This is a genomic window from Cupriavidus sp. L7L, from assembly GCF_004353535.1.
GTDB classification, from domain to species: domain Bacteria; phylum Pseudomonadota; class Gammaproteobacteria; order Burkholderiales; family Burkholderiaceae; genus Cupriavidus; species Cupriavidus oxalaticus_A.
Genome location: NZ_SMNY01000003.1, coordinates 52406 through 78756, shown reverse-complemented (window position 1 = coordinate 78756; position 26351 = coordinate 52406). Strand labels below are relative to the sequence as shown.

The window sequence follows — 26351 nt, the reverse complement described above, 5'->3', positions numbered from 1 at the left end:
GGTGGGCTGGGCAATCATCGCCGGTGCACCGTTCCGTGCTTTGAGTGCTGGCAAAGGTTCCGCCTCTCAAAGCACGGAACGGCATGGGCTGGCGAGTTGAGTTCCGGGGGGAGGGCGCGCACGATCGGTAGGTGGCGGCAGTACGCGCGGGGGCGCTGGCGAGCCTGAATCAGGCGGATCGAACCCCCGGTTGCGTGGGCCGCTCTCGCGCCGATTGCAGGCGCGCGGACACCGGACATAGCTATCAGGAGACAATCGTGGGACCACTTGCTGGAGTGCGCATCGTGGAGCTGGCGGGCATCGGGCCGGCTCCCTTTTGCGCCATGTTGCTGGCAGACCTCGGCGCGACGATCATCCGCGTCGACCGGAAAGAGCCATCGGGGCTGGGCCTGTCACGGCCGCTGCAGTTTGATCTGGTGTTGCGCAACCGGAAGTCGATCCAGGTCGACCTGAAGGATCCGGCCGAGCTGGAACTGGTTCGCGCGCTGATCGACAAGGCGGACGCACTGATCGAGGGATTTCGTCCCGGTGTCACCGAGCGGCTCGGATTGGGGCCTGATGCGTGCCTCGCGCGCAATCCGAGGCTGGTGTACGGCAGGCTGACCGGCTGGGGCCAGGATGGCCCGCTGGCCCAGACGGCGGGGCACGATATCAACTACATCGCGATTACCGGACTGCTCAATGCGATCGGGCGTGAGGGCGAGCCGCCGACGGTACCGCTCAATGTCGTCGGCGACTATGCCGGCGGCTCGGTCTATGCCGCACTCGGCATCGTGAGCGCCATCCTGGAGGCGCGTACCTCCGGCAAGGGTCAGGTCGTCGACGCGGCAATTGTCGATGGCGTGGCGTCGCTGCTGACGGTACATACCGGGCTGCGCGCGGCCGGCCTGACCGGATCGGAGCGAGGCACCAACCTGCTGGATTCTGGCGCGCCTTTCTACGATGTCTACGCATGCGCCGATGGCAAGTACATATCGATCGGCCCAATCGAGCCCAAGTTCTACCAGCAGCTGCTCGAACGACTGGCGCTGGATCCCTCCGCGCTGGGTAAGCAGGCAGACCGCGCTGACTGGCCAGCCGCTCGCAGCGTGTTTGCTGCGCAGTTCAAGACGCGGACCCGTGCGCAGTGGACGGAACTGCTCGAAGGCAGCGACGTGTGCTTTGCGCCCGTTCTCGACCAGGAAGAGGCCTTTGAACATCCGCACCTGAAGGCACGCGGCACCTTCGTCGAGGTGGATGGCGTGATGCAGCCGCGCCCGGCGCCGCGCTTTTCGCGTACGCGCGCCGCCGATCCGGTTCCTCCGGCTGCGGCCACCCCGGAGAATGCCGCCCTGGCACTGGCTGAATGGCTGTCCAGGGAGGAGCTTGACAACCTGGCGGCCGCCGGCCGCATCCAGAATGGAGCAACGCAAAGATGAAGCGCCGTACCTTCCTTCAGTCGCTGCCGGCGCTGGCGGCTATGCCGGCATCGTTCCCGGCTTCGGTGCTCGCCCAGGCCTATCCCTCCCACCCGGTGCGAATCATCGTACCCGTCAGCCCCGGCTCGGGCAGTGATGTCGTGGCGCGCTATATGAGCGCCGAGCTGACGAAGGCCATGGGCTCTGCGTTTGTCGTGGAGAACCGCCTTGGCGCGAGCGGGATCATCGGCACGGATTTCGTGGCCAAGGCGGCACCGGACGGCTACACGCTGCTGTGCACGTACGCCGCGCACTATTCGAACCAGTGGGTCGAGAAGACGCCATACGATGCGGTCAGGGACTTCGAACCAGTCGCGCGGCTGGGCATGTCGGCGCTGCTGCTGACTACCGCGGCCAATTCGCGGTTCCGCACGGTCCAGGAGGTTATCGCGGCGGCGAAGCGCAAGCCCGGGAGCGTGTCCTTCGGGTCTTCGGGAAATGGCACCACGTCGCACATGGCGGCGGCGCTGATGAGCAGCATGGCCAGCATTGAGATGACCCACGTGCCGTACAAGGGACCGGCGCAGGTGGCGGTCGATACGGCGAGCGGCCAGGTCGACGTCGGCTTCGGGGGCGTGGCCTCGTCGCTGGCTCTGGTCAAGGCGGGACGATTGCGCGTGCTGGCAGTCACCAGCCTGCAGCGTTCGAGCCAGCTTCCGGGTGTCGTGACGATGGACGAGGCCGGCCTGAAAGGCTATGAGCTGGTCTCACCGATCTGGGTCATGGCGCCACGGGGCACGCCGCCTGCCATCGTCACGCAACTGTCCCGGGCCATGACCGCGGCGGCGGCGACGCCCGCGTTCAAGTCCTACTGCATCGGGCAGGGCCTGGAGGTCGATATCGCGGATGCCGCTGCGGTTCGCGCCAGTGCGCCGGCTGAACTGGAACGGTGGAAAAAGCTGGTAGCCCTGACGCAGGCCAAGGCAAAGGCCGGCTGAAGCCGGCCGATGGGTCTGCGACGAAGAGAGCGAGCCGACCAGGGTCGGCTCGCTTGCCTTATCCGGACAACGCCGGTGGCTACACCACGCGATCGGCGCGCGTCCTGCCCTGGTGCCTAGTGCGTCAAGGCCATCAGGTCTGCGGCCTTGATGCGCGGATCCATCTTCCTGAGCGTAGCCAGCAGCGTTTGCGCCCGGTCTTCGCCAAGCACGCCAACCGTCAGCTCCATGAATTTCGCGTCCTGCTCGGCTTCCGACATGGGATTCGCCTGGGAACCGATCGGATCTTCCACAAATACGTGCTCGGATGTGCCATCGCGGAAGGTCACGGTGACATCGGCGACGAACTTGCCGGGGTAGCGCTGTTCGAGTTCCGGCGCCTCGGTAATGCCGATGCCACGCGCCAGTTCCTTCACGGGGTCCATGTCGAGCTTGCCATCCAGGTAGTCGCGGTGCACCTTGTAGCCATTGCCCATGCCGAGCACGGCAAATGCCATCTGCGTCGGCAGGCTGAACTGGACGTGCTCGATGTTCTTCGGCTCATACGCATTGGCGTTGGCGGTGCCGACGACCACGTTGAAGGCGGGATGGATGCGGGCCTGGATGTCAGCAATGCTGGCGCGCCGCGCCGCGAACGGGCGGATTGCGTCGATATACGCATGGGTGCAATAGCAGGCGCAGTACGCCTTGAGCCAGACCGTGCCGATCTCGAACGGCTGGCCGAGGCGGAACCGCTCCTCGGCCCGATCGCCCGGGCCACGCTGCAGGAAGGTGCGGAAGAAGCCCTTGTTGCCGCTCAGGAAGGCGCGCGGCCCGGTGATGCCGGCCTGCGCCAGGTCGGCCGAGACCATGCCGCTGCGCGTCCCGATGCCGGCGTGCACGCGCTTGACCGAGCCACCGGTGGAGGTGTACTCGGTAGTGCCGGCCGCATGGCTCAGCGCGATGGAGAGCGCGTGCAGGGTGGTTTCCGCATCGAACTTGCGCAACTTGGCCGAGACTGCCGCGGCGCCGAAGCTGGACAGTACGGCATGCGGGTGATAGCCGCGCTTGAGCAGGTCCGGCGCCGCCAGCACGCCGATCCGGGTGTAGACCTCGTAGCCGGCCACGATCGCGGTGATGACCTCCTCCAGGGTCGAGCCCAATTCCTCGCCGATCGCGAGCGCCGCGGGAATCACGCAGCTGCCGGGATGGCTGGCGCTGGCTCCGTGCGCATCGTCGTACTCGAAGCCATGGCCATAGGCGCCATTGACGAAGGCGGCGTCCGCGGCACTCATGGTGGCCTTGCTTGCGGCGACGTGGCTGCGGCCGGGGCGTTGCTGGGCGGTGGCGAACGCCAGTACCTGGTGCGACCATGGCATCTGCGAGGTGCCGATCTGCAGGGCCAGCTGGTCGCGCATGAGCCGGCTCACCCCGGCGTGCGCCGGCGCGTCGAGCTGGGCGAAGGTCAGGTTCCGGATCAGGCGAACCACTGCCTGCTCAAGGGGCGGGCAGTTGGCCGGAGAACTGGAATCGGGTTGGGTGGTAGTCACTGAAGCGTCCCCTGGGGAAAGTGTCGTTGATGCATCGCCCGTTCAATGAGCGACGTGTACTGGCCTGGTGACCAGATTCCTCGCCCGCATTGGGCGTGTCAATCCGAGGCGGGCTCCGGTTCCGTACAATGAGCGGATGCCGCGCCCCGGCTGGCCGGGCTGGCCGGGTTATTCGCCGGATGGTGTCAGGGCGATGCCGGACGGGTTGCTGCGCCTGCCGACCCCCAGCGCGATGGCGGCTGCGACGAAGGCCACGGCGGCCAGGATCACGAGCCCGCCGGCGTAGCTTCCGGTCAGGTCTTTCGACAGCCCGAGCAGCGACGGCCCGGCGAAGCCGCCCAGGTTGCCGACCGCTCCGATGAAGGCAATGCCGGCGGCGGACGCGGGTCCGGAGAGCAGGGTGGTGTTGATGGCCCAGAACGCCGGCAGGGCGCCGAAGATGCCAAAGGCAGCCACGCTGAAGGCAATCATTTTCAGGATCGAATCGTCCGCCAGCGCCGCCGCGATCAGCGCGACGCCGGCGATGAAAGCGGGCACCGCGATATGCAGGCGGCGCTCCTTCCGTGCGTCCGAGCGCCTGGCCCAGAACACGATGCTCAGCGAAGCGACCACGTACGGGATCGCGGCCACGAAACCGGTCTGCACATTGCTCAGGCCAAACGACTTGACGATCTGGGGCAGGAAGAAGCCCACGCCGAAGATGGTCAGGAAGAAGCCGAAGGCCATCGTCGACAGCAGCCACACCTGGGGGTTGAAGAACACTTGCGCCACCGACAGGTGGCTCTCGGCGCGACGCTCACGATCCTCGGCCGCCATGCGCTGGGACAGCCAGCGGCGCTCGTCCGCCGACAGCCAGGCGGCATCCGCGGGTTCGCCCTTCAGGTGTTTCAGCGCGATGAACCCCAGGATGACTGCGGGCAGCGCTTCCAGGATGAACATCCATTGCCAGCCATGCAGGCCCATCACGCCCTCCAGGTTCAGCAGCACGCCTGAAATCGGAGCCCCGATCACGGTGGACATCGGCGCCGCGACCAGCAGGTAGCCCATCACGCGCGCGCGGTAGGCCGAGGGGAACCAGAGGGTCAGAAAATAGGCCACGCCCGGGAAGAACCCGGCTTCCGCCAGGCCAAGCAGCAGGCGCACGATGTAGAAGCTGGTCGGCCCGGTGACGAACGCGGTCGCCGCCGAAACCAGGCCCCACGTCACCATGATCCGCGCGATCCAGCGGCGCGCCCCGAAGCGGACCAGCAGCAGGTTCGAGGGCACCTCAAAGAGGAAGTAGGTCAGGAAGAACAGGCCGGCCCCCAGGCCGAAAGCCGTGGCGCTCAGGCCCAGGTCCTTGTTCATCTGCAAGGCTGCGAAGCCGACATTGACGCGGTCCAGGAAGGACACGAAGTAGCAGAGGATCAGGAACGGGACCAGGCGCCGGAACACCTTGGGCATGACGCGTTGTTCGAGCGTTTCCATTTGAACGTTGTCTCCAGTAGTTTTCGCCATGTCTGTTCGTTCAGGCTCCGGCGGGGGTCAGCGGCGCGAGCAGGGCCTGCGCCACGTCGTCGATCCGTTCCAGGTGCAGGATGTCGTTTATGAGCGTGTCGACGATCTCTTCGCTCAACGGGTACGCGGAATAGGGCACGCATAGCCTGAACTTGTCGATGAAGTCCTGTTCGCTGAATGGGTTCTCGGGATGGCCCTTCACATGGACATATTCCTTGCTGATCACGCGGCCGTCGCGCAGCCTGGTGGTCAGCCGTGCGCCCCAGTCGGAAACGGATGGATCCTCCGACGCGATGATCCGCGTCATCAGTTCGCGGACGTCCTCCCGCTCCCTGGCCTCGGCCGTGTAGGAATCCAGGAACACCTTGTCGTCGATCGCCGCGGTGGCCACGGCATAGGGCAGGCTGAACTGGCATTCCGGTACGGTGCGCGGATGCCATTTCTTTTCGGTCGGTTCGCAGACCGCACGCCAGCCAGGCGTCGAGACATCGATTTGGATGCTGGCGATGTCGGCCGCGCCGAAGTCGTGGCTGCGCATCTGGTCGCGGATGCCGTCGATGGAGGAATGCGAGAAATAGCAGGCGCTGTAGCCCTTGGTGATGATCCTGGCCAGCTCCCAGCGCACGCCGAGATCCCGCGTCAGTGCTTCGGGCTCGGTTTCCCAGTGGGCGGTGTTCAGGTAGCCGTTGGCGCCGAGCAGCACCTGCTGGCGCGGTCCGGTGATGCCGCGCGAGGCCAGCTGGCACGCGGTGATCGCCGCCTGGCACACCAGCCCGTGATGCACGCGGACCATCAGCGTCGCGGGGGCGTAGATGGCCATCGTGTGCGGCTGGGTCATGGTGCGCGCGATGCCCTGGGCGTTCTCGAGCTGCTCCTGGGTCAGTCCCAGCATTTTGCCGGCCGCCGCGACCGCGCCAAAGATATAGTGGCCGCCACAGTCGTTGGCCTTGACCGCGCGGCTGATGAGCTTGTAGGCCGAGCCCAGGCGGATCAGGATTTCCTGGCCGATTGCCAGCGCTGCGAGGAATTCCTTGCCCGTCACGTTCTGTCGCAGGCCCGTCGCGGCCAGGAGGGTGGCGACAATGTACTCGCTGACGTGCCCGGCCTCTTCATGGAGATCGCCGCAATCCATGGCCCGCGGCATCGGCCCGATGGCCAGTGCCGCCTCCGCGGCGGGGACCTTGCCGCCATAAAAGGGCAGCATGGTTTCCGGCTTGCCACCTTTGTCCTTCACCAGTTCGACGATCGCCGGTATGCCGTCCATTGCCGAGCCGCCGATGGTGACGGCCATGGCATCCAGCAACGTATGCCTGGCATGCCGGAGCACGTCTGCCGGCAGCTCCTCGTACTGCGTTTGCAGTGCCATGCGGCACAGGGTGGCCATTGGGTCTTCGGAATTCTGGCGTGGAAATCTCGTCATGGCAGGGTCTTGGGGTTGGGTTGGCCATCACAGGGCGCCCGCTAGTTCATCCTGGGGCGGCCCACGGCAGGGTGGCTGGCCGATGAAGGGTCCGGGCGCTCGCCGCGAACGATTAGAGTCCTGGATGCCGCCCCCGGCAATTCACATGTCACGCCTGTTCCGGAAATCGAAAGCACCAGCCGCTTGCGTCGCCGGCGATGCGGGGCACGGACCTGATCCTGGCCACGGTACTGGTCCAGGGCGCGACCATCGGGCCGATGATTAGCGTCTTCGACATCCGCAAGATTCCTGCAGGATGTCTCCACCTTGTACGGCCGCGGCAGCCGTGCAGGTCCGCCTGACATGACGGTATACTCGCGGTGCGATTCACGGCGCACGCAGCACGATGCTGCCATGCAGCATGCGCGCGACGCCTGACCCGGCGACAGACCGGTTCCAGCACTGAAGGAGACACCATGAGCACGCTGAGCGTGCATGGCCTGACCCGGCGGGTCGACCTGTTCACCCTGCGGCTGTTCCTGACGGTGGTGGAAGAGCGCCAGATCCGGCGCGCCGCCATTCGCGAGAACATTGCCGCCTCCGCGGCAACCAAGCGCATCCAGGATCTGGAAGATATTGCCGGCGTGCAGTTGTTCGAGCGCAATCCCAGCGGCGTGGCGCCGAGCGCGGCGGGCGAAGTCCTGGCGCGCCATCTGCGCCAGCTGTTCGAGAACCTTGAGGACATGCGCCGGGAACTCGGCGAATTCTCCGAAGGCGTTCGTGGCCATGTCACCGTGGGCACCACGGGCGCCGTCATCATCCAGTACCTGGCACGCGAGATCGGCGAATTCTCCCGCAACTTCCCGCTGGTCGAGCTCGAGCTGAAACAGGACGCCAATACCAACCTGGTGCGTTCGGTGGTGGCAGGGGATGTCGACCTGGCGGTGTATATCGTCAGCCCGGATATCGACGATGAGCCGCTGGACAGCCTGCCGTATCGCGTCGACCGCCTGGTCGCGCTGGTGCCGCATGGCCACCCGCTGGGCGAGCAGCCCGAGGTCGCCTTCGCCGACCTGATCCGCGAGCCGTTCATTGCCATGCACCCGAACACCACGCTGATGTCCGATGTCAACCGCGCCGCGCGCGAGATCGGCCGGGTGGTGCATCCCAAGTTCACGATCAATGGTCCCGAGGCGGCGCGCAGCCTGGTTGAGGCGGGCCTTGGCGTGACCATCCTGCCGGAGTGCATGGTCTCGCTTGAGGCCAGCACGCGCTCGACTGTGCTACGGATCCCCGAACCATGGACGACTCGCAGCGTGCGCATCGGCACGCGCCGCGGCAAGGCGGTCACGGCGGCGACGCGCGCGCTGATCCGCCAGCTGACCGAGCAGCCTGAGCCGGGGTCATCCTGAGCCGACCGGCATACCGGATGCCGGATCGCGGTTGGCGAATCGCCGTGTCGCGGAACACAACTTGGCGCCTCGCCGCCTGCTGATTACCCTTGAGGCGTGACGGGATGCTGCGTCGTGGCATGCACATGCAAGTCCCGCCTTTCAAGGGAATGCACCCATGTCAGACGCCGCGACCGGCCGCTACTTCGAGGATTTCGTCATCGGCAGCGCCTGCCGGCATGCCATCCGCAAGACCATCTCGGAGGCCGATAGCCTCCTGTTCAGCACGCTGACCTATGGCATGGAGCCATTGCACGTGGACCAGGCCTATGCCGAAGCCGCGCCATATGGCATGCGTGCCGTCAACAGCATCCTCCTGCTGGGGCTGGCATGCGGAGTCGGTGCGACCGGACTGGCACGGGGCCTGGTGCCGGGCACCATTGCCTTCAGCGACGTGCGCTTCACGCGGCCCGTCTTCATCGGCGACACCATCCATGTTGAGAGCGAGGTGCTGGACAAGCGCGAAGACCCCGCGCGCCCCGACGCCGGCCTGATCGAACTGGAGCGTCGCGCCTATAACCAGCGCAACGAGGTGGTGGCCAAGTTTCGCTGCCTGCAACGATTGCCGAGACGCCACCCGGCGGGTTGAAGCCGTCGGTGCATCGCCGGTTCGCGCAATGCGAATCGGTGGTTCGTCAGTCACTACTTGAGTCAAACCATCTGGCCCATCTAGCATCAAGGTCACGGGATCCCCCAAAAAAATTTTTTGCCGTTTATCTAACGGTTGTAAGGCTGTAATCATTACCAGGAGACGAGATGAGTGTAAGTGCCATGAAACCGATACGATCCATGATGTTCGTGCCGGGCAACAAGCCAGACTGGATCGTGAAATCGGTGGCAGCCAAAGCGGATGCGCTGATCCTGGATCTGGAGGACAGTGTGCCGCCAGCCCAGAAGGTCGAGGCGCGTGAGGTCGTCAAGTCCAGGCTGGACTGGCTGGCCGGGCAGAAACCGCGCATCTGGGTGCGCATCAATCGCAGCGCGCATCTGTACGACTTCGAAGACATCCTGGCCATCGTCCATCCGGTGGTCGAGGGCATCGTGATTTCCAAGCCTTGCGGCCCCGAAGACATTCATACCGTCTCGTCCATGCTGGCCGAGGCCGAATACCGCGCCGGCCTGCCGGTGGGCCACACTCGCGTGATCCCGCTGCTGGAGACCGCCCGCTCGCTGCAATACGCCTACGAGATCGCCCAGCACGAGCGCGTGCCCGCCATCGTCGGCGCCACGGCCAAGAACGCCGATGTGGCCCGTGCCCTCAAGACCGTCTGGTCGCTCGAAGGGCGCGAGACCTTGTACCTGAAGTCGCGCATCGTCATGGCCGCACGCGCCGCGGGCAAGCTGCCCATCGGCGGAGTCTGGCAGCAGGTGCATGACCTCGAAGGGCTCAAGGTCTCGTCCGCCAACGACCGCCAGCTGGGCATGAGCGGCGAGTTGGTGCTGCATCCCTCCAACGTCGAGATCGTCAACCAGACCTACAGTCCCACCGAGGAGGAAGTGGCGTTCTACCAGGGCATGATCGACGCGCTGGAAAAGGCCCAGGCCGAGGGTCGTGCCTCGTGCATCTATGACGGCGAGCACATCGACATCGCGCATGTGAAGACGGCGCGCGAAATCATCGAGCTCGCACAATCGTACAGCAACTGATAGCGACCACCCAAGGAGATAGAAAAATGGCAGGCCTTTACTTCGAAGAATTCAAGCCCGGCATGGTGATCGAGCACGCCATCCGCCGCACCGTCACCGAGACCGACAACGTCCTGTTCTCGGCCATGACCTACAACTGCGCACCGCTGCACATCGACGCCGAATACAGCAAGAATACGTTCTACGGGCAGCGCCTGGTCAACAGCATGTTCCTGCTGGCGTTGGTGGCCGGCATCACGGTGTACGAGACGACGCTGGGTACCACACTGGGCAACCTCGGCTTTGGCGAGATTGCTTTTCCCAAGCCCACCTTCCACGGTGACACCATCCGCGTCGAGACTGAGATCATCGAAACCCGCATCTCCAAGAGCCGCACGGACTCCGGCATTGTCACCTTCAGGCATGTTGCCAAAAATCAGCGCGATGAAATCGTCTGCACTGCCGTGCGCACCGGCCTGATGATGCTGCGCCCTGCCGACAAGGCCTGATCTGACACCCGCAGGAGTAAAGCGATGGATTACCAACTCAGCGCCGATCAGCTCGCCATTATTGATGCGGCAGAAAAGATCTGTGCGGACTTTCCGCTCGAGTACTGGCGGAACAAGGACAAGAAGCACGAGTTTCCGCACGAATTCTTCGAGGCGGTTGCCAGTGGCGGCTGGCTCGGCATCTGCATGCCAGAGGAGTTCGGTGGCGCGAACCTTGGCGTGACGGAAGCCGCGCTCTTTTTGCGTACCGTGGCCGAGTGCGGCGGGCAGGCGGGAGCTTCCACTATCCACATGAACATCTTCGGCTTGCAGCCGGTCGTGCATTTCGGCACGGATGCGCAGAAGAAGGCCTGGCTGCCGCCCTTTGTCCGTGGTGAACACAAGGCGTGTTTCGCGGTCACCGAGCCGGACACGGGACTCGATACCACCAAGCTCAAGGTCGTGGCGAAGAAGCAGCCCGATGGCAACTACCTGATCTCGGGCAAGAAGGTCTTCATTTCGACCGCGCAGGTCGCCGACCACATGCTGATTCTCGCGCGCACCACGCCGGTCGAGGAGGTCAGGAAGCACGGGGAAGGGTTGAGCCTGTTCTACACCAAGCTCGACCGCAAGTATGTGGAGATTCGGGAAATCGACAAGCTTGGCCGTGGCGCTGTCGACACCAACGAGTTGTTCATCGACGATCTGCCGGTTTCCAAGGACTCGCTGATCGGTGAAGAAGGCAAGGGCCTGAAATATATCTTCCACGGCATGAATGCGGAGCGCGTTTTCGTCGCCGCCGAGCAGGTCGGTATCGGCCGCGCGGTGCTCAAGCTTGCCACGCAATACGCCAGGGACCGCGTCGTCTTCGGTCGTCAGATCGGCAAGAACCAGGGTGTCCAGCATCCGCTGGCCCGCAATTGGGCGGAGCTCGAGGCTGCCAACCACATGCTGCTCGCCGCAGCCGGTCTCTACGACAAAGGGATCTCCTGCGGCTCCGAGGCCAATGCGGCCAAGCTGCTGGCATCCGAGGCCTGCATGAACGCCTGCCAGACCTCGATCCTCACGCATGGCGGCTTCGGCTACGCGAAGGAGTATCACGTGGAGCGATTCATGCGGGAAGCCTGGATCGGCTACATTGCGCCCGTCACCCCGCAGCTCATCCTGTCGAACATCGCCGAGCGCAAGCTCGGGCTGCCGAAGTCTTATTGACCACAAAGAGTGGCCCGGATGGCCGCATCGCCTGAAGCCGGCCTCATTGCAGGCTGGCGTCAATGGTGCGTAACTTCGCGGCCCACATTTTGCTGGGTTTGCTCAAGTCGTTCTGATAGGCCATGTCGCCAACCTTCTCCTGTTCGGGGAAGGCTGGCGAGCATCGCTGGGCCGGCGCTCGGCACGAACTCACTCCTGGAAGGATTGGTCCCCATGACCGCACACAATGCCGATATTGATGCGCTACGGCGCTTGATCTTCGGGCGCGCCACGTGCCGCGCCTATTTGCGCGAACGGGTCCCGGAGGACGTGATCCGCAGCATCGTCGAGGTCGCGCGCGGCACCGCTTCGTGGTGCAACACGCAACCCTGGGATCTGGTGATTACTTCGGGCGAGAACACCGAAGAGTTCAGGAACGCGCTGATGGAGCAGGTGCGGCAGCACCCCGCACCGGACGCTGACTTTCCGTTTCCGGACGAATACCGGGGCGTCTACCTCGACCGTCGCCGCCAAGCCGGCTTTCAGCTCTATGAAGCGCTGGGGATTGGCCGCGGCGACAAGGAGCGGCGCGACAGCCAGTCGTTCGAAAACTTCCGCCTGTTCGGTGCGCCGCATGTGGCGATCGTTACCGTGCCGGAGGAGCTGGGCACGTATGGCGCTGTGGACGCGGGCGGTTTCGTCAGCGCCTTCCTGCTGTCAGCCCAGGCCCATGGCGTGGCCACCACGCCGCAGGCGGCCCTGGCCACGCAGTCCAGTTTCATCCGCAATTATTTTGCCATTCCGGAGGGGCGCAAACTCGTGTGCGGCATCTCCTTTGGCTACGCCGACAGGACACACCCGGTGAATGGCTACCGCACCGAGCGTGCCCGGGTCGACGATATCCTGCGCCTGGTCTGAGGCGCGCGCCGAGCCGCCGCCAGCTGACCGGGCAGCCTGGGCCGGCGTTATCCTGAGGCAGCCGCCCGGCACGCTGTGTGCTGGATCGCGCTTGGCGAATCGCCGCATCGCGGAACACAACTTGGCCCATCGCGGCCAGCTGATTACGCTTGAAGCGTGACGGAAATAGCGGCTCGGCCCAATGCAGGCCGGCCGGGCAAAAATGGAGACAGCCATGGCAACCGTTCAAGCCGTGATGCAATCGAACCGTGATCTCGACAAGGGTGACGTGCGGGTGGTGCCGCTGGCCCGCGGCCTGGCCGTCCTGGCTGCATTCAGCGCTGAGTATCCGTGGCTGGGCAACCAGGAGATTGCCGTGGAGACCGGTATTCCGGCGCCTACCGTGTCCCGGATGCTGCATTCCCTGGCAGCACTCGGCTATGTGCGCTACGACGAGAGCCGGCGCAAGTACCGGCTTGCCTCGGCCGCTTTGACTCTGGGCTACGCGGCCGTCTCGGGCGACGGCGTACAAGGCGCCGCCCGCATCGAGATGCAGAAGTTTGCCGACGCCAGCGATACCCATGTCATCCTGGGTTCACGCGACCGGCTCGATGTCATCGTCAATGAATCGCAGGTCGGCAAGAACGTCTATCTCGACACGCACCTTGGTGCCGGGATCCGCGTGCCGATTGCTTCGTCCCCGATGGGGTGGGCGCTGCTCGCCGCATTGCCGGAACGGGAGCGCTTCTACCTCCAGAGCAACGTCGAGCGCAAGAGCGGCCGTGACTGGCCCTCGCTGCGCAGGCAGATGGCCGAGGGCATGTCGCAGCTCCACCAGTATGGCTTCTGCATGTCGCCTTGCGGGCGCGAGCTGGCTTCGGTTGCGGTACCTGTCAGTGTGCCGGGACATCCGTCACTGGTGCTGGCCAGCGTTGGCCGCAGCGCGGGCATGAATCGGGCCAGGATGGAGCGGGAGTTGGGCCCGAGGCTCGCTGCGACAGCGCATGCCTTGGAGGAGCGCCTGAGCACGCGTCACTGATGCCGCAGTGGCGCCCGGGAAGGCGCCTCGGATTGACCGTCAGATCCGCGTATCAACATCTCGCAGCAGTTCGACGAGGTCCGCTGCTGCGGCCTTCAGCACAGGCGCGAGGCGTTCTGTGATGGCTGCCATGTCCGGCTCCAGCTCAACCGCGCCGCAGCTCAGCGACATCAGTGTGGCCGCACGTCCCACCGTGACAGGCAGGGCAACCCCGTAAGCGTTACGCTGATACTTGCCCAGGGAAGTACAGACTCCAACGGTCTGCAGTTCCTGGAAGGCCGCAGCGATGCCGCGTTCGAGTTCGGCGATGCGCGCGCCGTCCGCGCGCTTGAGGCTTTCCAGGTATTCATGCCGGGCATCGGGGCGCAAGCCCCACAGCCAGGCACGGCCGGTTGCCGTCCAGCCCATCGGCAGCAGCGAGCCCACGCCGAGGCGCAGCGTCGCAATGCGCGAACTGGTTCGATGCGCGATATAGAGCATGTCGAGCTGATCGGGCACGGCAAGAGCGACCGACACATTGAGCTGGTCCGCCAGTTCCTGCAGGAAGGGATGCACGCGATCGGTGACCGGGTTGGTTTCGAGGTAGGTGTCCCCGATGTGGAGAGAAGCCGGAGCCAGCTCGAACTGCGTGCTGCCGGCAACGCGGCGCAGGAAGCCAAGCGCAATCAGGGTGGTGGTCAGCCGCGATACCGTGGCTTTCGGCAGACCGGTACGCTTGACGATCTCGCTGTTTGTGAGCGTCGTACGCTCGGCACGGAAGGCGCGAAGCACATGAAGGCCCCGTTCCAGGGTCATCGTGATCTGTGCGGGACGTGTCATGAATGGGTTCGCATTGGCGTGCGCTGTGTTTTCCCTACCACTGGAACTGATAACTGATAGTAGAGGCGGCAACCGCGCGGCTCAAATGCCGATTCGCGAGCCGGCGGTTGCCGGAACGCGAACCAGGCCGGCAGGTGTTCCCGGGCGGCGAACCACGATTTCGCTGATTGCCATTTGATGCGGCGCGGTACGATCTGTACGGTTCCAGTATCCGTGCGGCCCTGGTGCCGGACCGCCTGTCTATCGCGATGGCATTGCAGTTAGCTTGCTGACTCCTTGACCGAGGTAGCGCTTTCATCCGCAAACCACTCGGCATCGATCGCCTTCAGCATCTCGTCGGGCGTAATCTGTTGGGTCATGCGTCCTCGCAGGATGTGGCGGTGCTCGAAGGAGCGGGCGCCGCGCTGCATCACCGTGTCCCGGAAGGCTTCGATGTACTCGGCGCCGACATGGCTGTTGAAGGTGTTGAACAGGATGACGCGCTTGCCGTCGAAGCGGTTGTTTTCCGCGAAGGCCCAGATGGGCGGGGCTGGGCTGTAGAGCCAGACCGGCGAGCCGAGATAGACCGTGTCGAATTGCGTCAAGTCGATGGTGCGTGGCGTGATGTCTGCCACGTGCTTGCGCGCGTCGTTCATCGCATGTGCCCAACCCCCCAGACCCAGTGCATAGTCGGTCGCTTGCAGCTCGAACAGTTGCGCATTCAGCCGCTGCGCCACATGGCGTGCGGCCAGTGCCGTGTTACCCGAGCGAGAGAAGTACACCACCGCAGTCTGACCGGATTGGACGGCGGTTGGTGGGTAAGGGGCCATATCCCGTACCTGGCGTGCCTGGCGCTTCTCGATCCAGGTGACCGTGATCGGCAAAAGTGCCGCAGCGACCAGGGCCAGCCCCAGTGCGATCATTAGCCATTGCATGATGGAAATCGGCTTTCCCACGGATGGATTCCTGTCACGTTGGGTACATACAGGGGGACGTGGTCGTGCGGTACGCCTACCGAACGATCAAGGCACGAACTGCAGTACCGGCCAGATGGCAAGGTCGTTGACCAGCACCCGCGCCGGCTGCGCAAAGGTAGTGCCTGGGCCACGTCTGCAAGATCAGGGCGGGCGTCCACGGCCTTGCGGGCTTTCCTCATGTCGTCGCACGACTCGTCAGCGGCCTGCTCAGTCCGGGCGGATCGGCGACACGCGGATGCCTTTGCTGCTCCGCGCCGGCCTACATGAAATGCGGCTTGCAGCCGTCGGTGTTTGGCTTGTTCACGCCGAGGTTGGCACTGGAGTGCAACCGGGGCGATTCCACGACCTTCACGATCAGATCCGCCACGCTCTTGCGCGACACCACGGTGCCCTTGAAAGGCTCATGGAGCTCGGTCAGCTCGTAGTCCACCTCATCCTCATCGGTCAGCCAGGCTGGACGCAGGATGGTGTAATCCAGGCCCGAGGCTTCGATGGCGTCGGCGGCGCGCCGGAAGGGCTCGAGCTCTTTACCGATGGTGGCCCGGTTCCATTCGCCGAACTCGCCCGGCACTTCGTCATAGATGCCCAACGACAGCACGAAGACCAGGCGCTTGACGCCGGTCGCCTGCATGGCCGCGATGACGCTTCTGGCCTGTGCGTCCAGGTCTTCGCCCGTCAGGTTTGCGTAGACGATGTCTTGTCCAGGCAGGACCTGCCTGAGCAGTTTCCTGTCCAGGACGTTGCCAATAACGACTTTCGCATTCGAGGGTTCCTTGCCGGAAATCCTCTTTGGGTTGCGCAGCAGGAGTGTCAACGCCGTATCGCTGCGGTCTGCCAGTGCTTCGATCACCCATTGTGCAATCTGCCCGCTGGCGCCCAGTATCAGTAGATTCTTCATCATTCCTTCCCTTATGCCGAGGCGCCGGTCCGGGCTGGAGGCCTGAACCAGTGCCCCCGTCATGCGGCCCCACGTACACACCGTTGTCACGGTGCCCAGCCGGCAACAGCACGGCTCATGCTGCCGCCAGGTGGAGCAGCGGCACCGGCGCAACGGATTAAAGGTTTTCCTTGAAGAATGGCGCTATCCTGGACAGCGCCAGTGCCACCGGTTCGGGCTGGTCATACAGATCGTAGTGCGACCAGCCCTCGGCCACGACGATGTGCTTGGTCTTCGACGCGGCGCGGCCGTAAATCTCCCAGCCGTCGCGATACGCGCCGAAACCGCCCGGCTTGTCGCCGATGACCACCATCAGCGGCTGGGTGAGCAACACCTCGGCATGGTGGAACGCGTCCCAGGCCACGGCGGCGCTGTTGAAGGAGAACAGTCCGCTAGTGGCACCGTGTGGCTTCTGGCCACGCGGGGTCTTGTAGTAATCAGTGGCTTCCAGCACGTCGATGTCCGTGATGCCGTTCTTCCTGCCTTCCTCTACCGATGCGGGAAGATAGTTGATGACGTTGCGCTCGGCGCCCTGGGCTTCCGCCGTGCGCTGCTTCCCCATGGCTTGCAGCGCGCCGACCGGGTCGAAGTTGCTGAAGCCTTCGCGGATCAGGCGGCCGAAGTTGACGCCAGTGATCGATGCCAACGCCTTGATGCGGTGGTCGGTCATGGCGGCGTGAATCGTGTAGGCACCGCCGCCGCACACGCCAATGGCGCCGATGCGCTCCGCATCGACGTACGGCAGCGTGACCACGTAATCGATGGCAAACCGGATATCCGACACACGGATCGCCGGGTCTTCGATGAAGCGGGGCGATCCGCCGCTGGCGCCCTGAAAGCTCGCGTCGAACGCGATGACGACGAAGCCTTCCCTGGCCAGTGCCGATGCGTAGATGTTGCCTGAGGTCTGCTCCTTGCAGCTTCCGATCGGGTGGGTGCTGACGATGGCGGGGTACTTCCTGCTTTCGTCGAAGTTCGGCGGCAGATAGAGGTCGGCCGCAGAATCCCAACCCAGGTTCTTGTAAGTGACGTTCTTGATGGTGCTCGAGGTCATGATGCGTTTCCAGTCGATGTTCCGGCTTTGGGGCAGGCTTGGCAGGCGGCGCAAAGCGCGTGACTCTCCTGCCAGCGCCTTGTGCCTTGGGGGAGGCGCGGCTCCAGTTCAGGGCGCCGCGCCCAGGGGGGGTTACTTCAGCGTGCGCTGGAAAAACGGCGCAAGCACCGAGACGGCCTCGTCAACGTACTTCGTGACGTCGTACAGCGACATGTGGTTGGCGCCTTCCACTACGTGGAAGCTCTTGTCCTTGCTGGCCGCGCGGCTGAACAGGTCATCGCTCATCCACTTGCTGCCGGCAACGTTGCCGGCGACGATCTGGAGCGGCTGCGTCAGGAACGCCTCGGCCTTGTTGTAGGCGTCGTAAGTGATGATCTGGTTAAGGCTGCGGGCAGTCATGAGGCCGGGCGCGTTCGGATGCTCGCTGCGCGGCGTGTGGTAGTACTCCCAGGCCTCTTCCAGCTCCTTGTTCGGCGCGTCTTCCTTTCGCATTGGGGCCAGCGGCAGTGTGGCAAGCTCGGCCTTGCCTGCGTCGCCGGTGCGGGACCCGGAGCCAAGTTCGAGCAGAGGGAGAGCGTCCGCGTCCTTGACCGTGTTTTCCCAGCCGTTGCGGAACATCTGGCCGATGTTTACCGCGCTGACTGTGCCCACTGCCTGGATGCGCCGGTCGTTGATGGCCGCGTTGGCCGTGTAACCACCGCCTGCGCAGATGCCCATGGCGCCGATCTTGTCCTGATCGATGTATGGCAGCGTCGTCAGATAGTCGATCACCGCGCTGATGTCTTCCGTGCGGATGTACGGGTTCTCGAGTTGGCGCGGCTCACCGGTGCTCTCGCCCTGGTAGGAGGCATCGAACGCGATGGCGACCAGGCCGTTCCCGGCCAGCTTCTTCGCATACAGGCCGGCCGTCTGCTCCTTCACGCCACCGCCGGGGTGCGTGACGACGACGGCCGGATACTTCTTGCTCTGGTCGAAGCCTTCCGGGAAGTAGAGCACTGCGGCGATGCTGACGCCTTGGCCATTCAGGTTCTTGAAACTGACTTTTTGCATGGTGGGTGACTCCGGGTTGCGAGTAAAAGCTGTCATGGCTCACATGATAGGAAGCGAATTGCACCAGAAAAACATGCTTAAAAAGACATCAGAGTTAAGCTAGACTTAACAATATGCCAATAGAACCCTCACTCCTTCCGGCCCTGGCTTGGTTCGCACACGTTGCCCGTCATCGCAGCTTTACTAAGGCCGCCATGGAAATGGAGGTGTCGCGTGCAGCCCTCTCACAACACTTGAAAGCGCTGGAGGGGCAACTGAACGTGCGACTACTGCATCGCACAACACGGGACATGTCGCTGACCGAGGAAGGGCAGCGTCTGTTCGATACCTTGAAGCCAGCGTTGGCCGCTATCGAACGGGCAGTGGCCGAATTGGGCGAGGCCCAAAGCGAGCCGTCGGGCCTGATCCGCATGAATACCTCCCGAGTCGCAGCCCGGCTGCTGTTGGAGCCGCGGCTGGCCGAATTCCTGGCGCGCTATCCCAAGCTCCGGCTGGAGCTGGTAATCAACGATGGGTTTTCAAACATCGTGGCCGAGGGGCTTGATGCCGGCATCCGCCTGGGCGAGAGCCTGGATGAACACATGGTGGCCGTGCCTGTTACGCCCATGCTGGAGATGGCCATCGTCGGCGCACCAGCCTACTTCGAGCGTCACGGGGTGCCTGAATCTCCCGCCGACCTGATGCGGCACAACTGCTTGTCCTACCGCTTCACCTCCAGTGGCACGATTGACCGCTGGTCATTCGCCTCGCCAGATGCTGAGGGGCGCACCATCGTTTTCGAACCTCAGGGCAACGCCGTCTTCAACGACGACGACAGCATGCTGCGCGCCGCCGTGCAAGGTGTGGGACTGGTGCAGCACATCGACCTGTGTGTGCGCCACCATCTGGCCGATGGCTCGCTGGTTCGCGTGTTGCGCCCGTGGTGCAGGCCGTTTCCAGGCTTTTTTCTCTATGTACCGTCACGCGCGCAAATGCCCACCAAGATACGGGCCCTGATGGACTTTCTGGTTGAGCAGCGCGAACAGCTTGAGCATGAGAGTCGAGGCAGCCGGACTGTCTAGCGCAATTTCGTTGGCACGTCAGCCTGCCAGCAGCTCGCGGGCTCGCGTGCATAACGCCGACGCATAGCGGCGCCCTCTGGTGGCGCCGAACGAGGCGGCGTTCAAGTCAGCAGTTTGTCGAGCACGATGGTCTTGGATTCCAGGAAGGCGTTGAGTCCTTCAACCCCGCCTTCACGCCCGATCCCGGATTGCTTGAAGCCTCCGAAACCAATCGAGAAATCCGTGCGCGAAGCGTTGTGTCCCACGGTGCCGGCTCGCAATCGCCGCGCGACATCCTGCGCGCGTTGAGTGTCATGCGTGAACACCACGGCGTTCAGGCCAAAGATGGTGTCGTTGGCGAGTTCGACCGCCTGCGCCTCGCTGTCCGCCGGAATCACGGACAGCACGGGACCAAAGATCTCTTCCTGGGCAATGGTCGAACGGTTGTCGACGTTGCCGAACACCGTGGGCTCGAAGAAGAAGCCGCGCTCCAGGTGACGGGGGCGGGAGCCGCCCGCAGCCAGGGTGGCGCCCTCGGCAATGCCCCTGGCCACATAGCGCTCTACGGTCTCGCGCTGGCGCGCCGTCGCCAGCGGGCCGACGGTGGTAGCGTCGTCGAACGGATCGCCCAGCACCATGGCGCGCGCCACCTCGCTCAGGGCCTCTACCATGGCGTCGTGCCTGGCACGCGGGACGATGATGCGGGTCAGGCTGTGGCAAACCTGTCCGGTGAGGTAACCGAAGTAGGCGCCGCCGATGGTCCCGGCCGCGGTGTCGATGTCGTAGTCATCCAGGATCACGGCAGGCGACTTGCCGCCCAGCTCCAGCGTGACTCGTGCCACCCGCTCGGCCGCCGCCGCGCCAATGCTCCGGCCTGCCGCAGTCGAGCCGGTGAAGGTGATTTTGTCCACGCCAGGGTGGCGAACCAGGGCCTCGGACACGTTGCGATCGGCGGTCACCATATTGACCACGCCGGGCGGCAGGCCGACTTCCTCGCATACCTGGGCGAACAGATAGGCGGAGGTGGGAGCCTCCGGCGACGGCTTGATGATGACCGTGCAGCCCGCCAGCAGCGCGGGTGCAACCTTGTACGCGGTCAGTGCCGCGGGGCCGTTCCAGGGAACGATGGCCAGTACTACGCCCACGGGTTCCTTGACGCTGCAGGCCTGGTGCCCGGTCGCCGACCGATGCGGCTCGACAAAGGGGTAGGTCTGCACCATGTCGGCGTACTGGCGAAACGCCCCGCCGAGAAACTGGCCGATACGGGGCCGTGCGATCTTGTGCAGGATGCCTGATTCGATGGTCCAGCCGCGCGCGAAATCGTCATTCAATGCCTCCAGGCGTTGCGCGATCTTCTGGAGATAAGCTGCTCGCTCCTGTGGCGCCAGGCGCGGCCATGGGCCCTGGTCGAATGCCCGGCGTGCAGCCTCGACGGCCCGCGCAGCTTCCGCGGTATCGGCCATGGCAACGCGTGCCGCCACGGTTTCGGTGCTGCAATCGAGGACCTCGAACAGGTCGGTGTTGCCGGCAGGCACCCATTGGCCGTCGATATAGAAGCAGCCGGGATGCGTCAGCGGGATGGTGCGTTCGGTGTTCATCATGGTTTATCGTTTTGTTATGGACGGAATCAGGATTTGACGGCGCGCGCTGGCACCGCATCGGCACGGATCATGTCCGCGGCTTTCTCGCCGATCATGATGCACGGCGCATTGGTGTTGCCTGCCACGATCCTGGGCATGATCGATGCGTCGACGACCCGCAGCCCTTGGACGCCTCGCACGCGCAGCCGCGCGTCCACCACGGCGAGCGGATCGCTGCCCATCTTGCAGGTGCCGACCTGGTGCCAGCCGCTGTTGCCGCTGGTCTTGAGATGCTCCAGCAACTGCTCGTCCGTATCGGTCGATGCCCCCGGTGCGATCTCGGCGACCACGCGCGATGCCAGCGGCTGCGCCTGGACGATCTTGCGCATGATCCGCATGCCCGCGATGGTGCGGCGAATGTCGCCGGGGTCGCTCAGGTAGTTGGGATGAAACGCGGGCGCCTGCAGGGGATCCGGCGAGGCCAGTTCCATATGGCCGTGCGAGTCCGGCGTCAGCAGCACGACCGAAGCGCCGATGGCCGGAAAATCATCGACCACCGGCTCACCGGACGGCGTGAACTTGAATGTCATCGGGCTGACGGTCAGTTGGAGGTCGGCTTCCGGACGGCTGGCCTCGCTGCGCGCATAGGCTGTCGCCGGCGCTGCCCCCAGCGCGAGGTAGCCACCATGCGTGAGCAGGTAGCGTGCGCCCTCCAGGTACTTGTGCACGCCGCGCAACCGGTGGTTGTAAGAGCTTTCCGGCGTGACCCGCCATGAGAGCGACCCGAACCAGTGGTCCTGCAGGTTGCGCCCCACGCCGGGCGATTCGACAGCTGGCGCGATGCCATGCCGGTGCAAGGCCGCGCCGTCACCAATTCCCGACAACATCAGCAGGTGCGGCGAGGCGAGGGCACCGCCAGAGAGGATCACCTCCCGGGCGGCGGCGATCCGGCGCGGCTGGCCGTGCTCCAGCACCTCGACGCCGGTTGCCTGGCCCGATTCCAGCACCACCCGCGTCGCCCGCACGCCGGTGCGCACGGTCAGGTTGTGCCGATGACGTACCGGCTCGATAAAGGCGTTGTACGAGGTGTGCCGGCGGCCGTTGCGGATGGTGTACTGCCGGTAGCCGACGCCCTCGTGGGGCGGTCCGTTGAGATCGTGGCTGCGCGGGATGCCCACGCTATGCGCGGCGATGATGAAGTCATCCGCCGTCGGATGCCCGACCGCGGGGTCGCTCACATGCAGCGGGCCATCGGCGCCATGGTAGGCATTGGCGCCGCGCTGGTTCGCTTCCGAGCGCAGGAAATAGGGCAGGACGTCGGCCCAGCCCCATCCTTCATTGCCCAGGGCCGCCCAGTGGTCGAAATCGCCCGGCTGGCCGCGCATGTAGATCATGCCGTTGATCGAGCTGCTGCCTCCAAGGCCCTTGCCGCGCGGCCAGTACACCTTGCGCCCGCCCAGCGTCGGCACGGACTCGGTATTGAAGGCCCAGTTGAACTGCTTGTCCATGAACAGCTTGCCGGCGCCCGCCGGGGTGCGCACCCAGAAGTTGTCCATGTCCGCGCCAGCCTCCAGCAGCAGCACGCGCACGGCGGGGTCCGCCGACAGGCGGCTTGCCACCACGCATCCGGACGAGCCGGCGCCCACCACGATGTAGTCGTAGGTCTCCATAGGGCGGGCCGGCTTACCGGGTCTTCGGGATCAGCGGCACGAACACGGCCGCCATCACCGCCGGGACGATGAACGCATAGAAATTCCAGTGCATCCCCAGGTTCGAGCCGACGATCCATCCGCCGATCAGCGGCCCGAGGACAGAGCCGAACCGGCCGAGCGCCTGCGAAGCCCCGAGCGCCGAGCCCCGGCAGGAAGTGGGGAAGTGCGTAGCGATGTAGCCGTAGACCAGCGAGCTGGTGCCGATCGAGCCGATCCCGGCGCCGAACACCGCCAGCATCAGCCATTCGAACTCCAGCTTTTGGCTGAGCGCAACCAGTGACAGCACGCCGATGGCGAAGAACGGAATGATCACGCGCTTCGAGCCCAGCCGGTCGGCGAGCCAGGAGCCACCGAGCATGCCCACTACGGCGCCAAGCTGCATCACCAGCAGGAACTGCAGCGAAGAGCCAAGCGGATAACCCGCCTTGCGCATCAGCTGCGGCAGCCACGCATTCAGCCCATAGACGATCAGCTGCACACAGAAGGCCACGAATGCGAACAGCATCGTGGAAGCGCGGAAATCGGCCGACAGCAGCAGGCGGTATCCACGCGCGCCTGCGACCTTGTCCTGCGAACGGCGCTGCGCCTCCTGCTCGCGCAGGATCTGGTCGAAATCGAGCGAATAGCGCGCGGCCAGCTTGCGCGCCTCATCCATGCGGCCGCGGTCGACCAGGAAGTTGACCGACTCGGGCAGGGCCACGTACATCACCGGCAGGATCAGCGCATAGAAGCCGCCCAGCGCATAGAGCGTGCGCCAGCCATGCGACTGCAGCAGGGCAATGGCGATGAAGGCACAGATGATGCCGCCCACCGAATAGCCGGTCAGCGTCAGCGCGTTGTACCACTGACGCCGGTTGCGCGGCGCATATTCGACCGTGAGCGCCACGGCTGACGGCACCACGCCACCCAGCCCGATGCCGGTCAGGAAGCGGGCCGTGCCCAGGAACATCGGGGAAGTCGCCAGCGCGCAGACGATCGAGCCGAGCGAGAACCACAGCACGCCGATCATGATCAGGTTGCGCCTGCCGACGCGATCGGTCAGCGGGCCGGCCGCCGCCAGGCCAACCATCATGCCCACCAGGGTCCAGCTTCCGATCATGCCTGCCGCGGTGGGGCTCAGGCCCCAGCCGGGCTCTTCCAGCAGCCGCGGAATGGTGGCGCCGTAGACGATGAGGTCATAGCCATCGGCCACGAGCGTCAGGAAACATAGAATGACGACGGACAGACTGCTTCGGGTTGGCAAGTTTTGATGCATGGTGTCTCCTCTCTGCATTGTTATGAGTGCTACGTTGAGCCCCCCGGGCGGGACCTGAAACGTCCGCTGCAAGGGTAGTGACGGGTCGCAGTCTGGCCAACTGGCCTTTTTCGAAGCAGCGATTCGTATCGGTCGAAGCCGGCGGTCCCTCAGTCGCGAGAGGGGCCTGGCATGAAGTTCCTGGGGTCGTAGACGTGTGCCGGCTCGTCGGCACGCGGCCGGTCGCGGCGCAGGCGCGCCAGCGCCGGTTCGATGGCCTGATATGCCTCGACCAGCTCGTCGAAGCATCCGGGGTCAAGAGGAAGCCCGGCGGCTTTGGCGAGGACGGCAATCTCGTCACGGGTCAGCAGAGCGTGGGTCATATTCGCAGGCGCCAGGCCGTTTCAAAGGGTTGGGGGAGTAAAGCCGCGCATGCCGTGGTGACGCTCGAAGGCATCGCCTGCGCGAAGCAGGGTGGCTTCGTCAAACGGCCTGGCCGCGAGCTGCAATCCCAGCGGCAGCCCGGCCGCGGTGTAGCCGCAGGGGACGCTCAGTACCGGATTGCCAGCCAGGCTGAAGGGCATGGTGATGGGTGGCCGGTGCGCGAAGCGGCTGCCTGCCGCCGGGTCGTACGGCTCGGCTTCCTGCATCCAGCCGGCTGTCAGCAGCAGGTCTACCTGGCGGAACTTCGCGAACATGCGCGTGACCAGTTCGGTGCGCCAGCGCAGCGCCTGGACGTAGTCCTCAGCGCGCAGCAGTGCGCCGGCAATGATGCTTTTGCGGAACGGGCGGCCGAACCGATGCGGCTGGCGCTTCAGGTCGCCCTCGTGCACGGCGTAGAGCTCGCTCAGGCCAATGATCGTCTTGCAGTCGATGTAGTCCTGCAATGCATCGAGCCGCACTTCTTCGACGTGTGCGCCCAGGCGCTCCAGCGTCCGGACCGCGCCTTGCATGGCCGCCTCGACCTCGGGCGTGGCCACGCCGGCATACCAGTGGCGCACGAGACCGATGCGCAATCCGCTGATATCCCCGGTCAGTGCGCCACGATAGTCCGGCACCGGTTCGTCGATGCTGGCCGGATCGCGCGGGTCGTGGCCGGCCATGGCGCCTAGTAGCAGGGCGCAGTCTTCCACGGTGCGCGCCATCGGGCCGCAGTGATCGAGCGAAAACGTGTTGGGATGCAATCCGCGCCGGCTGGTGCGGCCGTAGGTTGGCTTGAGCGCGACGATGCCACACACCGCGGCGGGATAGCGCAGCGAGCCGCCTGTATCCGTACCCAGCGCCGCGGGGACCTGGCGCGCCGCCACGGCTGCACCCGAGCCCGCCGACGAGCCGCCCGCCAGGTGCGCCACGTTCCATGGATTGCGCGGGGGAGGCCAGGGCAGGTCCCAGCACGGGCCGCCTTGCGCGAACTCCCATGTGGCCACCTTGCCGATGACGATGGCGCCTGCCTGTTCCAGCAGGGAGACCACGTGGGCGTTCTCTTGTGGCACATGGTCCTGCAGCAGCCGCGAATTCGATGTCGTGCGGATCCCTGCGGTATCGATGTTGTCCTTGATGGCGAAGGGGATGCCGTCCATGCCACTGCGATAGCCGCCGTTGCGGATGCGACGCTCCGCGGCGCGCGCGGCCGCGCGGGCCTGGTCGGCCGTCACGGTGACAAAGGCGTGCAGTCGTGTGTCGAGTGCCTCGATCCGGTCGAGGCAGGCTTCGACGATCGCGACCGGAGACAGGGTGCCTTGCCGCAGCCGTGCGCCCAGCTCGGCGATGGTCAGGGCAGTGAGGTCGCCCTGGTCGATGTGATGGGCGTGGTCAGCACAGACTTCGAGTGGATCAGCCAAGTCCTTCCTCCCCGGGGCAAGGTGAATGTACCGCCGCGCGTGCCGAGGACAGCCACGCCTGGCGCTACAGGTGACGATGGGCAGTTTTGGCATCGGCCGCCCATCCGTCAATTCAGCCTCACAGAGCGTCCCGTACATCAAAAAGGACGGCTCAGACCTGCCCGGCGGGAGCGTCGCCTACGCCTTCCGGTACCGCAGCGCCTCGACCAGCAGCGAGAATGCCGACGAGGCGTGGCGCCGGTTGGCGTAGTACAGGTGGTAGCCCTCGAATGTCTTGCGCCAGTCGCCCAGGACCTGGATGAGATGCCCCGATGCGACCTGTTCGCTGACGTATGCCTGCGGCAGGAAGGCCAGCCCGAGGCCTGCCGCGGCGGCATCGCGTATGGGCGCGATGCTGTTGAGCACGATCGGCCCGTCAACAAAAGCAGTACCCCGCCATCCTGTGCGCCCACCCGATCAGCAGCTGCAAGGAGCAGACCGCAGCGATCTATGCCGAAAAGCTGGCCGCGCTGGGTTACGTTGTGCTGGCGTTCGACGCCTCGCACCAGGGCGCGAGTGGCGGCGAGCCCCGCTACCTCGAAGACCCGGCCACCCGCGTCGAGGATTTCCGCTGCGC

The 26351-nt window shown here is 64.9% G+C and carries 25 protein-coding genes; 10 read left to right on the top strand and 15 right to left on the bottom strand.

What is annotated here, in order from left to right; translation table 11 throughout:
- The first annotated feature begins 257 nt into the window (after positions 1-257).
- Both E1J61_RS02355 and E1J61_RS02350 read left to right on the top strand, forming a co-directional pair.
- A complete protein-coding gene (locus E1J61_RS02355) occupies positions 258-1418 on the top strand; it encodes a CaiB/BaiF CoA-transferase family protein (RefSeq protein WP_133092966.1) in 1161 nt (386 codons plus the stop codon).
- Positions 1415-2395 carry a tripartite tricarboxylate transporter substrate binding protein gene (locus E1J61_RS02350; protein WP_133092568.1) on the top strand — a complete coding sequence of 327 codons (981 nt, stop codon included), beginning with the start codon at positions 1415-1417 and terminating at the stop codon, positions 2393-2395. The genes E1J61_RS02355 and E1J61_RS02350 overlap by 4 nt, the downstream gene beginning before the upstream one ends.
- Before the next feature lie 116 nt (positions 2396-2511).
- Here the strand turns inward: E1J61_RS02350 and E1J61_RS02345 are convergent, their stop codons facing one another.
- The 4 genes from E1J61_RS02345 to E1J61_RS38605 form a co-directional block, all read right to left on the bottom strand.
- On the bottom strand, positions 2512-3924 hold the full coding sequence (locus E1J61_RS02345; protein ID WP_133092567.1) for an MmgE/PrpD family protein: 1413 nt from the start codon (positions 3922-3924) through the stop codon (positions 2512-2514).
- 168 nt (positions 3925-4092) lie between these two features.
- Positions 4093-5391 (bottom strand): MFS transporter, encoded by a 1299-nt coding sequence (locus E1J61_RS02340; RefSeq protein ID WP_133092566.1) that lies wholly within the window; start codon positions 5389-5391, stop codon positions 4093-4095.
- Between the two features lie 40 nt (positions 5392-5431).
- The gene (locus E1J61_RS02335) at positions 5432-6841 is read right to left on the bottom strand and encodes an MmgE/PrpD family protein (RefSeq protein WP_133092565.1); all 1410 of its coding nucleotides are present in this window, start codon (positions 6839-6841) and stop codon (positions 5432-5434) included.
- 148 nt (positions 6842-6989) lie between these two features.
- On the bottom strand, positions 6990-7118 hold the full coding sequence (locus E1J61_RS38605; RefSeq protein ID WP_256376120.1) for a hypothetical protein: 129 nt from the start codon (positions 7116-7118) through the stop codon (positions 6990-6992).
- Between the two features lie 178 nt (positions 7119-7296).
- On the opposite strand from E1J61_RS38605, the gene E1J61_RS02330 reads away from it, so the two are divergent.
- The 7 genes from E1J61_RS02330 to E1J61_RS02300 all read left to right on the top strand — a co-directional run bounded on the left by E1J61_RS02330 (position 7297) and on the right by E1J61_RS02300 (position 13512).
- Complete coding sequence (locus E1J61_RS02330; RefSeq protein WP_133092564.1) at positions 7297-8232, top strand: LysR family transcriptional regulator; 936 nt, start codon at positions 7297-7299, stop codon at positions 8230-8232.
- Positions 8233-8389: 157 nt separating this feature from the next.
- The gene (locus tag E1J61_RS02325) at positions 8390-8860 is read left to right on the top strand and encodes a MaoC family dehydratase (protein ID WP_133092563.1); all 471 of its coding nucleotides are present in this window, start codon (positions 8390-8392) and stop codon (positions 8858-8860) included.
- A 182-nt stretch (positions 8861-9042) separates the two neighbouring features.
- Entirely contained in the window at positions 9043-9918 is an 876-nt protein-coding gene (locus E1J61_RS02320; protein ID WP_133092562.1) for a CoA ester lyase, read from the top strand.
- Between the two features lie 26 nt (positions 9919-9944).
- A complete protein-coding gene (locus E1J61_RS02315; protein WP_133092561.1) occupies positions 9945-10406 on the top strand; it encodes a MaoC family dehydratase in 462 nt (153 codons plus the stop codon).
- Between the two features lie 24 nt (positions 10407-10430).
- Complete coding sequence (locus tag E1J61_RS02310) at positions 10431-11597, top strand: acyl-CoA dehydrogenase family protein (RefSeq protein WP_133092560.1); 1167 nt, start codon at positions 10431-10433, stop codon at positions 11595-11597.
- A 213-nt stretch (positions 11598-11810) separates the two neighbouring features.
- The gene (locus E1J61_RS02305) at positions 11811-12494 is read left to right on the top strand and encodes a nitroreductase (protein ID WP_133092559.1); all 684 of its coding nucleotides are present in this window, start codon (positions 11811-11813) and stop codon (positions 12492-12494) included.
- A 214-nt stretch (positions 12495-12708) separates the two neighbouring features.
- Positions 12709-13512, top strand: coding sequence for an IclR family transcriptional regulator (locus E1J61_RS02300; RefSeq protein WP_243736735.1), 804 nt, complete (start codon positions 12709-12711; stop codon positions 13510-13512).
- 39 nt (positions 13513-13551) lie between these two features.
- Here the strand turns inward: E1J61_RS02300 and E1J61_RS02295 are convergent, their stop codons facing one another.
- The 5 genes from E1J61_RS02295 to E1J61_RS02275 all read right to left on the bottom strand — a co-directional run bounded on the left by E1J61_RS02295 (position 13552) and on the right by E1J61_RS02275 (position 18328).
- Positions 13552-14331 (bottom strand): IclR family transcriptional regulator, encoded by a 780-nt coding sequence (locus E1J61_RS02295; protein ID WP_133092557.1) that lies wholly within the window; start codon positions 14329-14331, stop codon positions 13552-13554.
- Between the two features lie 260 nt (positions 14332-14591).
- The gene (locus tag E1J61_RS02290; RefSeq protein ID WP_207951169.1) at positions 14592-15266 is read right to left on the bottom strand and encodes a flavodoxin; all 675 of its coding nucleotides are present in this window, start codon (positions 15264-15266) and stop codon (positions 14592-14594) included.
- Between the two features lie 280 nt (positions 15267-15546).
- Positions 15547-16248 (bottom strand): SDR family oxidoreductase, encoded by a 702-nt coding sequence (locus tag E1J61_RS02285; protein ID WP_243736734.1) that lies wholly within the window; start codon positions 16246-16248, stop codon positions 15547-15549.
- Positions 16249-16342: 94 nt separating this feature from the next.
- Positions 16343-17278, bottom strand: a complete 936-nt coding sequence (locus E1J61_RS02280) for an alpha/beta hydrolase (protein ID WP_133092556.1) — start codon at positions 17276-17278, stop codon at positions 16343-16345.
- Between the two features lie 132 nt (positions 17279-17410).
- The gene (locus E1J61_RS02275; RefSeq protein ID WP_133092555.1) at positions 17411-18328 is read right to left on the bottom strand and encodes an alpha/beta hydrolase; all 918 of its coding nucleotides are present in this window, start codon (positions 18326-18328) and stop codon (positions 17411-17413) included.
- 113 nt (positions 18329-18441) lie between these two features.
- Here E1J61_RS02275 and E1J61_RS02270 point away from each other — a divergent pair, with 113 nt between their 5' ends.
- Positions 18442-19389, top strand: a complete 948-nt coding sequence (locus E1J61_RS02270; RefSeq protein WP_133092554.1) for a LysR family transcriptional regulator — start codon at positions 18442-18444, stop codon at positions 19387-19389.
- 101 nt (positions 19390-19490) lie between these two features.
- On the opposite strand, the gene E1J61_RS02265 is transcribed toward E1J61_RS02270, so the two are convergent.
- The 6 genes from E1J61_RS02265 to E1J61_RS02240 all read right to left on the bottom strand — a co-directional run bounded on the left by E1J61_RS02265 (position 19491) and on the right by E1J61_RS02240 (position 26140).
- Positions 19491-20969, bottom strand: coding sequence for an aldehyde dehydrogenase (locus E1J61_RS02265; RefSeq protein ID WP_133092553.1), 1479 nt, complete (start codon positions 20967-20969; stop codon positions 19491-19493).
- Between the two features lie 26 nt (positions 20970-20995).
- The gene (locus E1J61_RS02260) at positions 20996-22618 is read right to left on the bottom strand and encodes a GMC family oxidoreductase (RefSeq protein WP_133092552.1); all 1623 of its coding nucleotides are present in this window, start codon (positions 22616-22618) and stop codon (positions 20996-20998) included.
- Between the two features lie 13 nt (positions 22619-22631).
- Positions 22632-23915, bottom strand: a complete 1284-nt coding sequence (locus tag E1J61_RS02255; protein ID WP_133092551.1) for an aromatic acid/H+ symport family MFS transporter — start codon at positions 23913-23915, stop codon at positions 22632-22634.
- 149 nt (positions 23916-24064) lie between these two features.
- Positions 24065-24277, bottom strand: coding sequence for a hypothetical protein (locus tag E1J61_RS02250; RefSeq protein WP_133092550.1), 213 nt, complete (start codon positions 24275-24277; stop codon positions 24065-24067).
- A 21-nt stretch (positions 24278-24298) separates the two neighbouring features.
- Positions 24299-25735, bottom strand: coding sequence for an amidase (locus E1J61_RS02245; RefSeq protein WP_165971404.1), 1437 nt, complete (start codon positions 25733-25735; stop codon positions 24299-24301).
- A gap of 177 nt (positions 25736-25912) precedes the next feature.
- On the bottom strand, positions 25913-26140 hold the full coding sequence (locus E1J61_RS02240) for a LysR substrate-binding domain-containing protein (protein WP_243736733.1): 228 nt from the start codon (positions 26138-26140) through the stop codon (positions 25913-25915).
- Positions 26141-26351 lie beyond the last annotated feature (211 nt).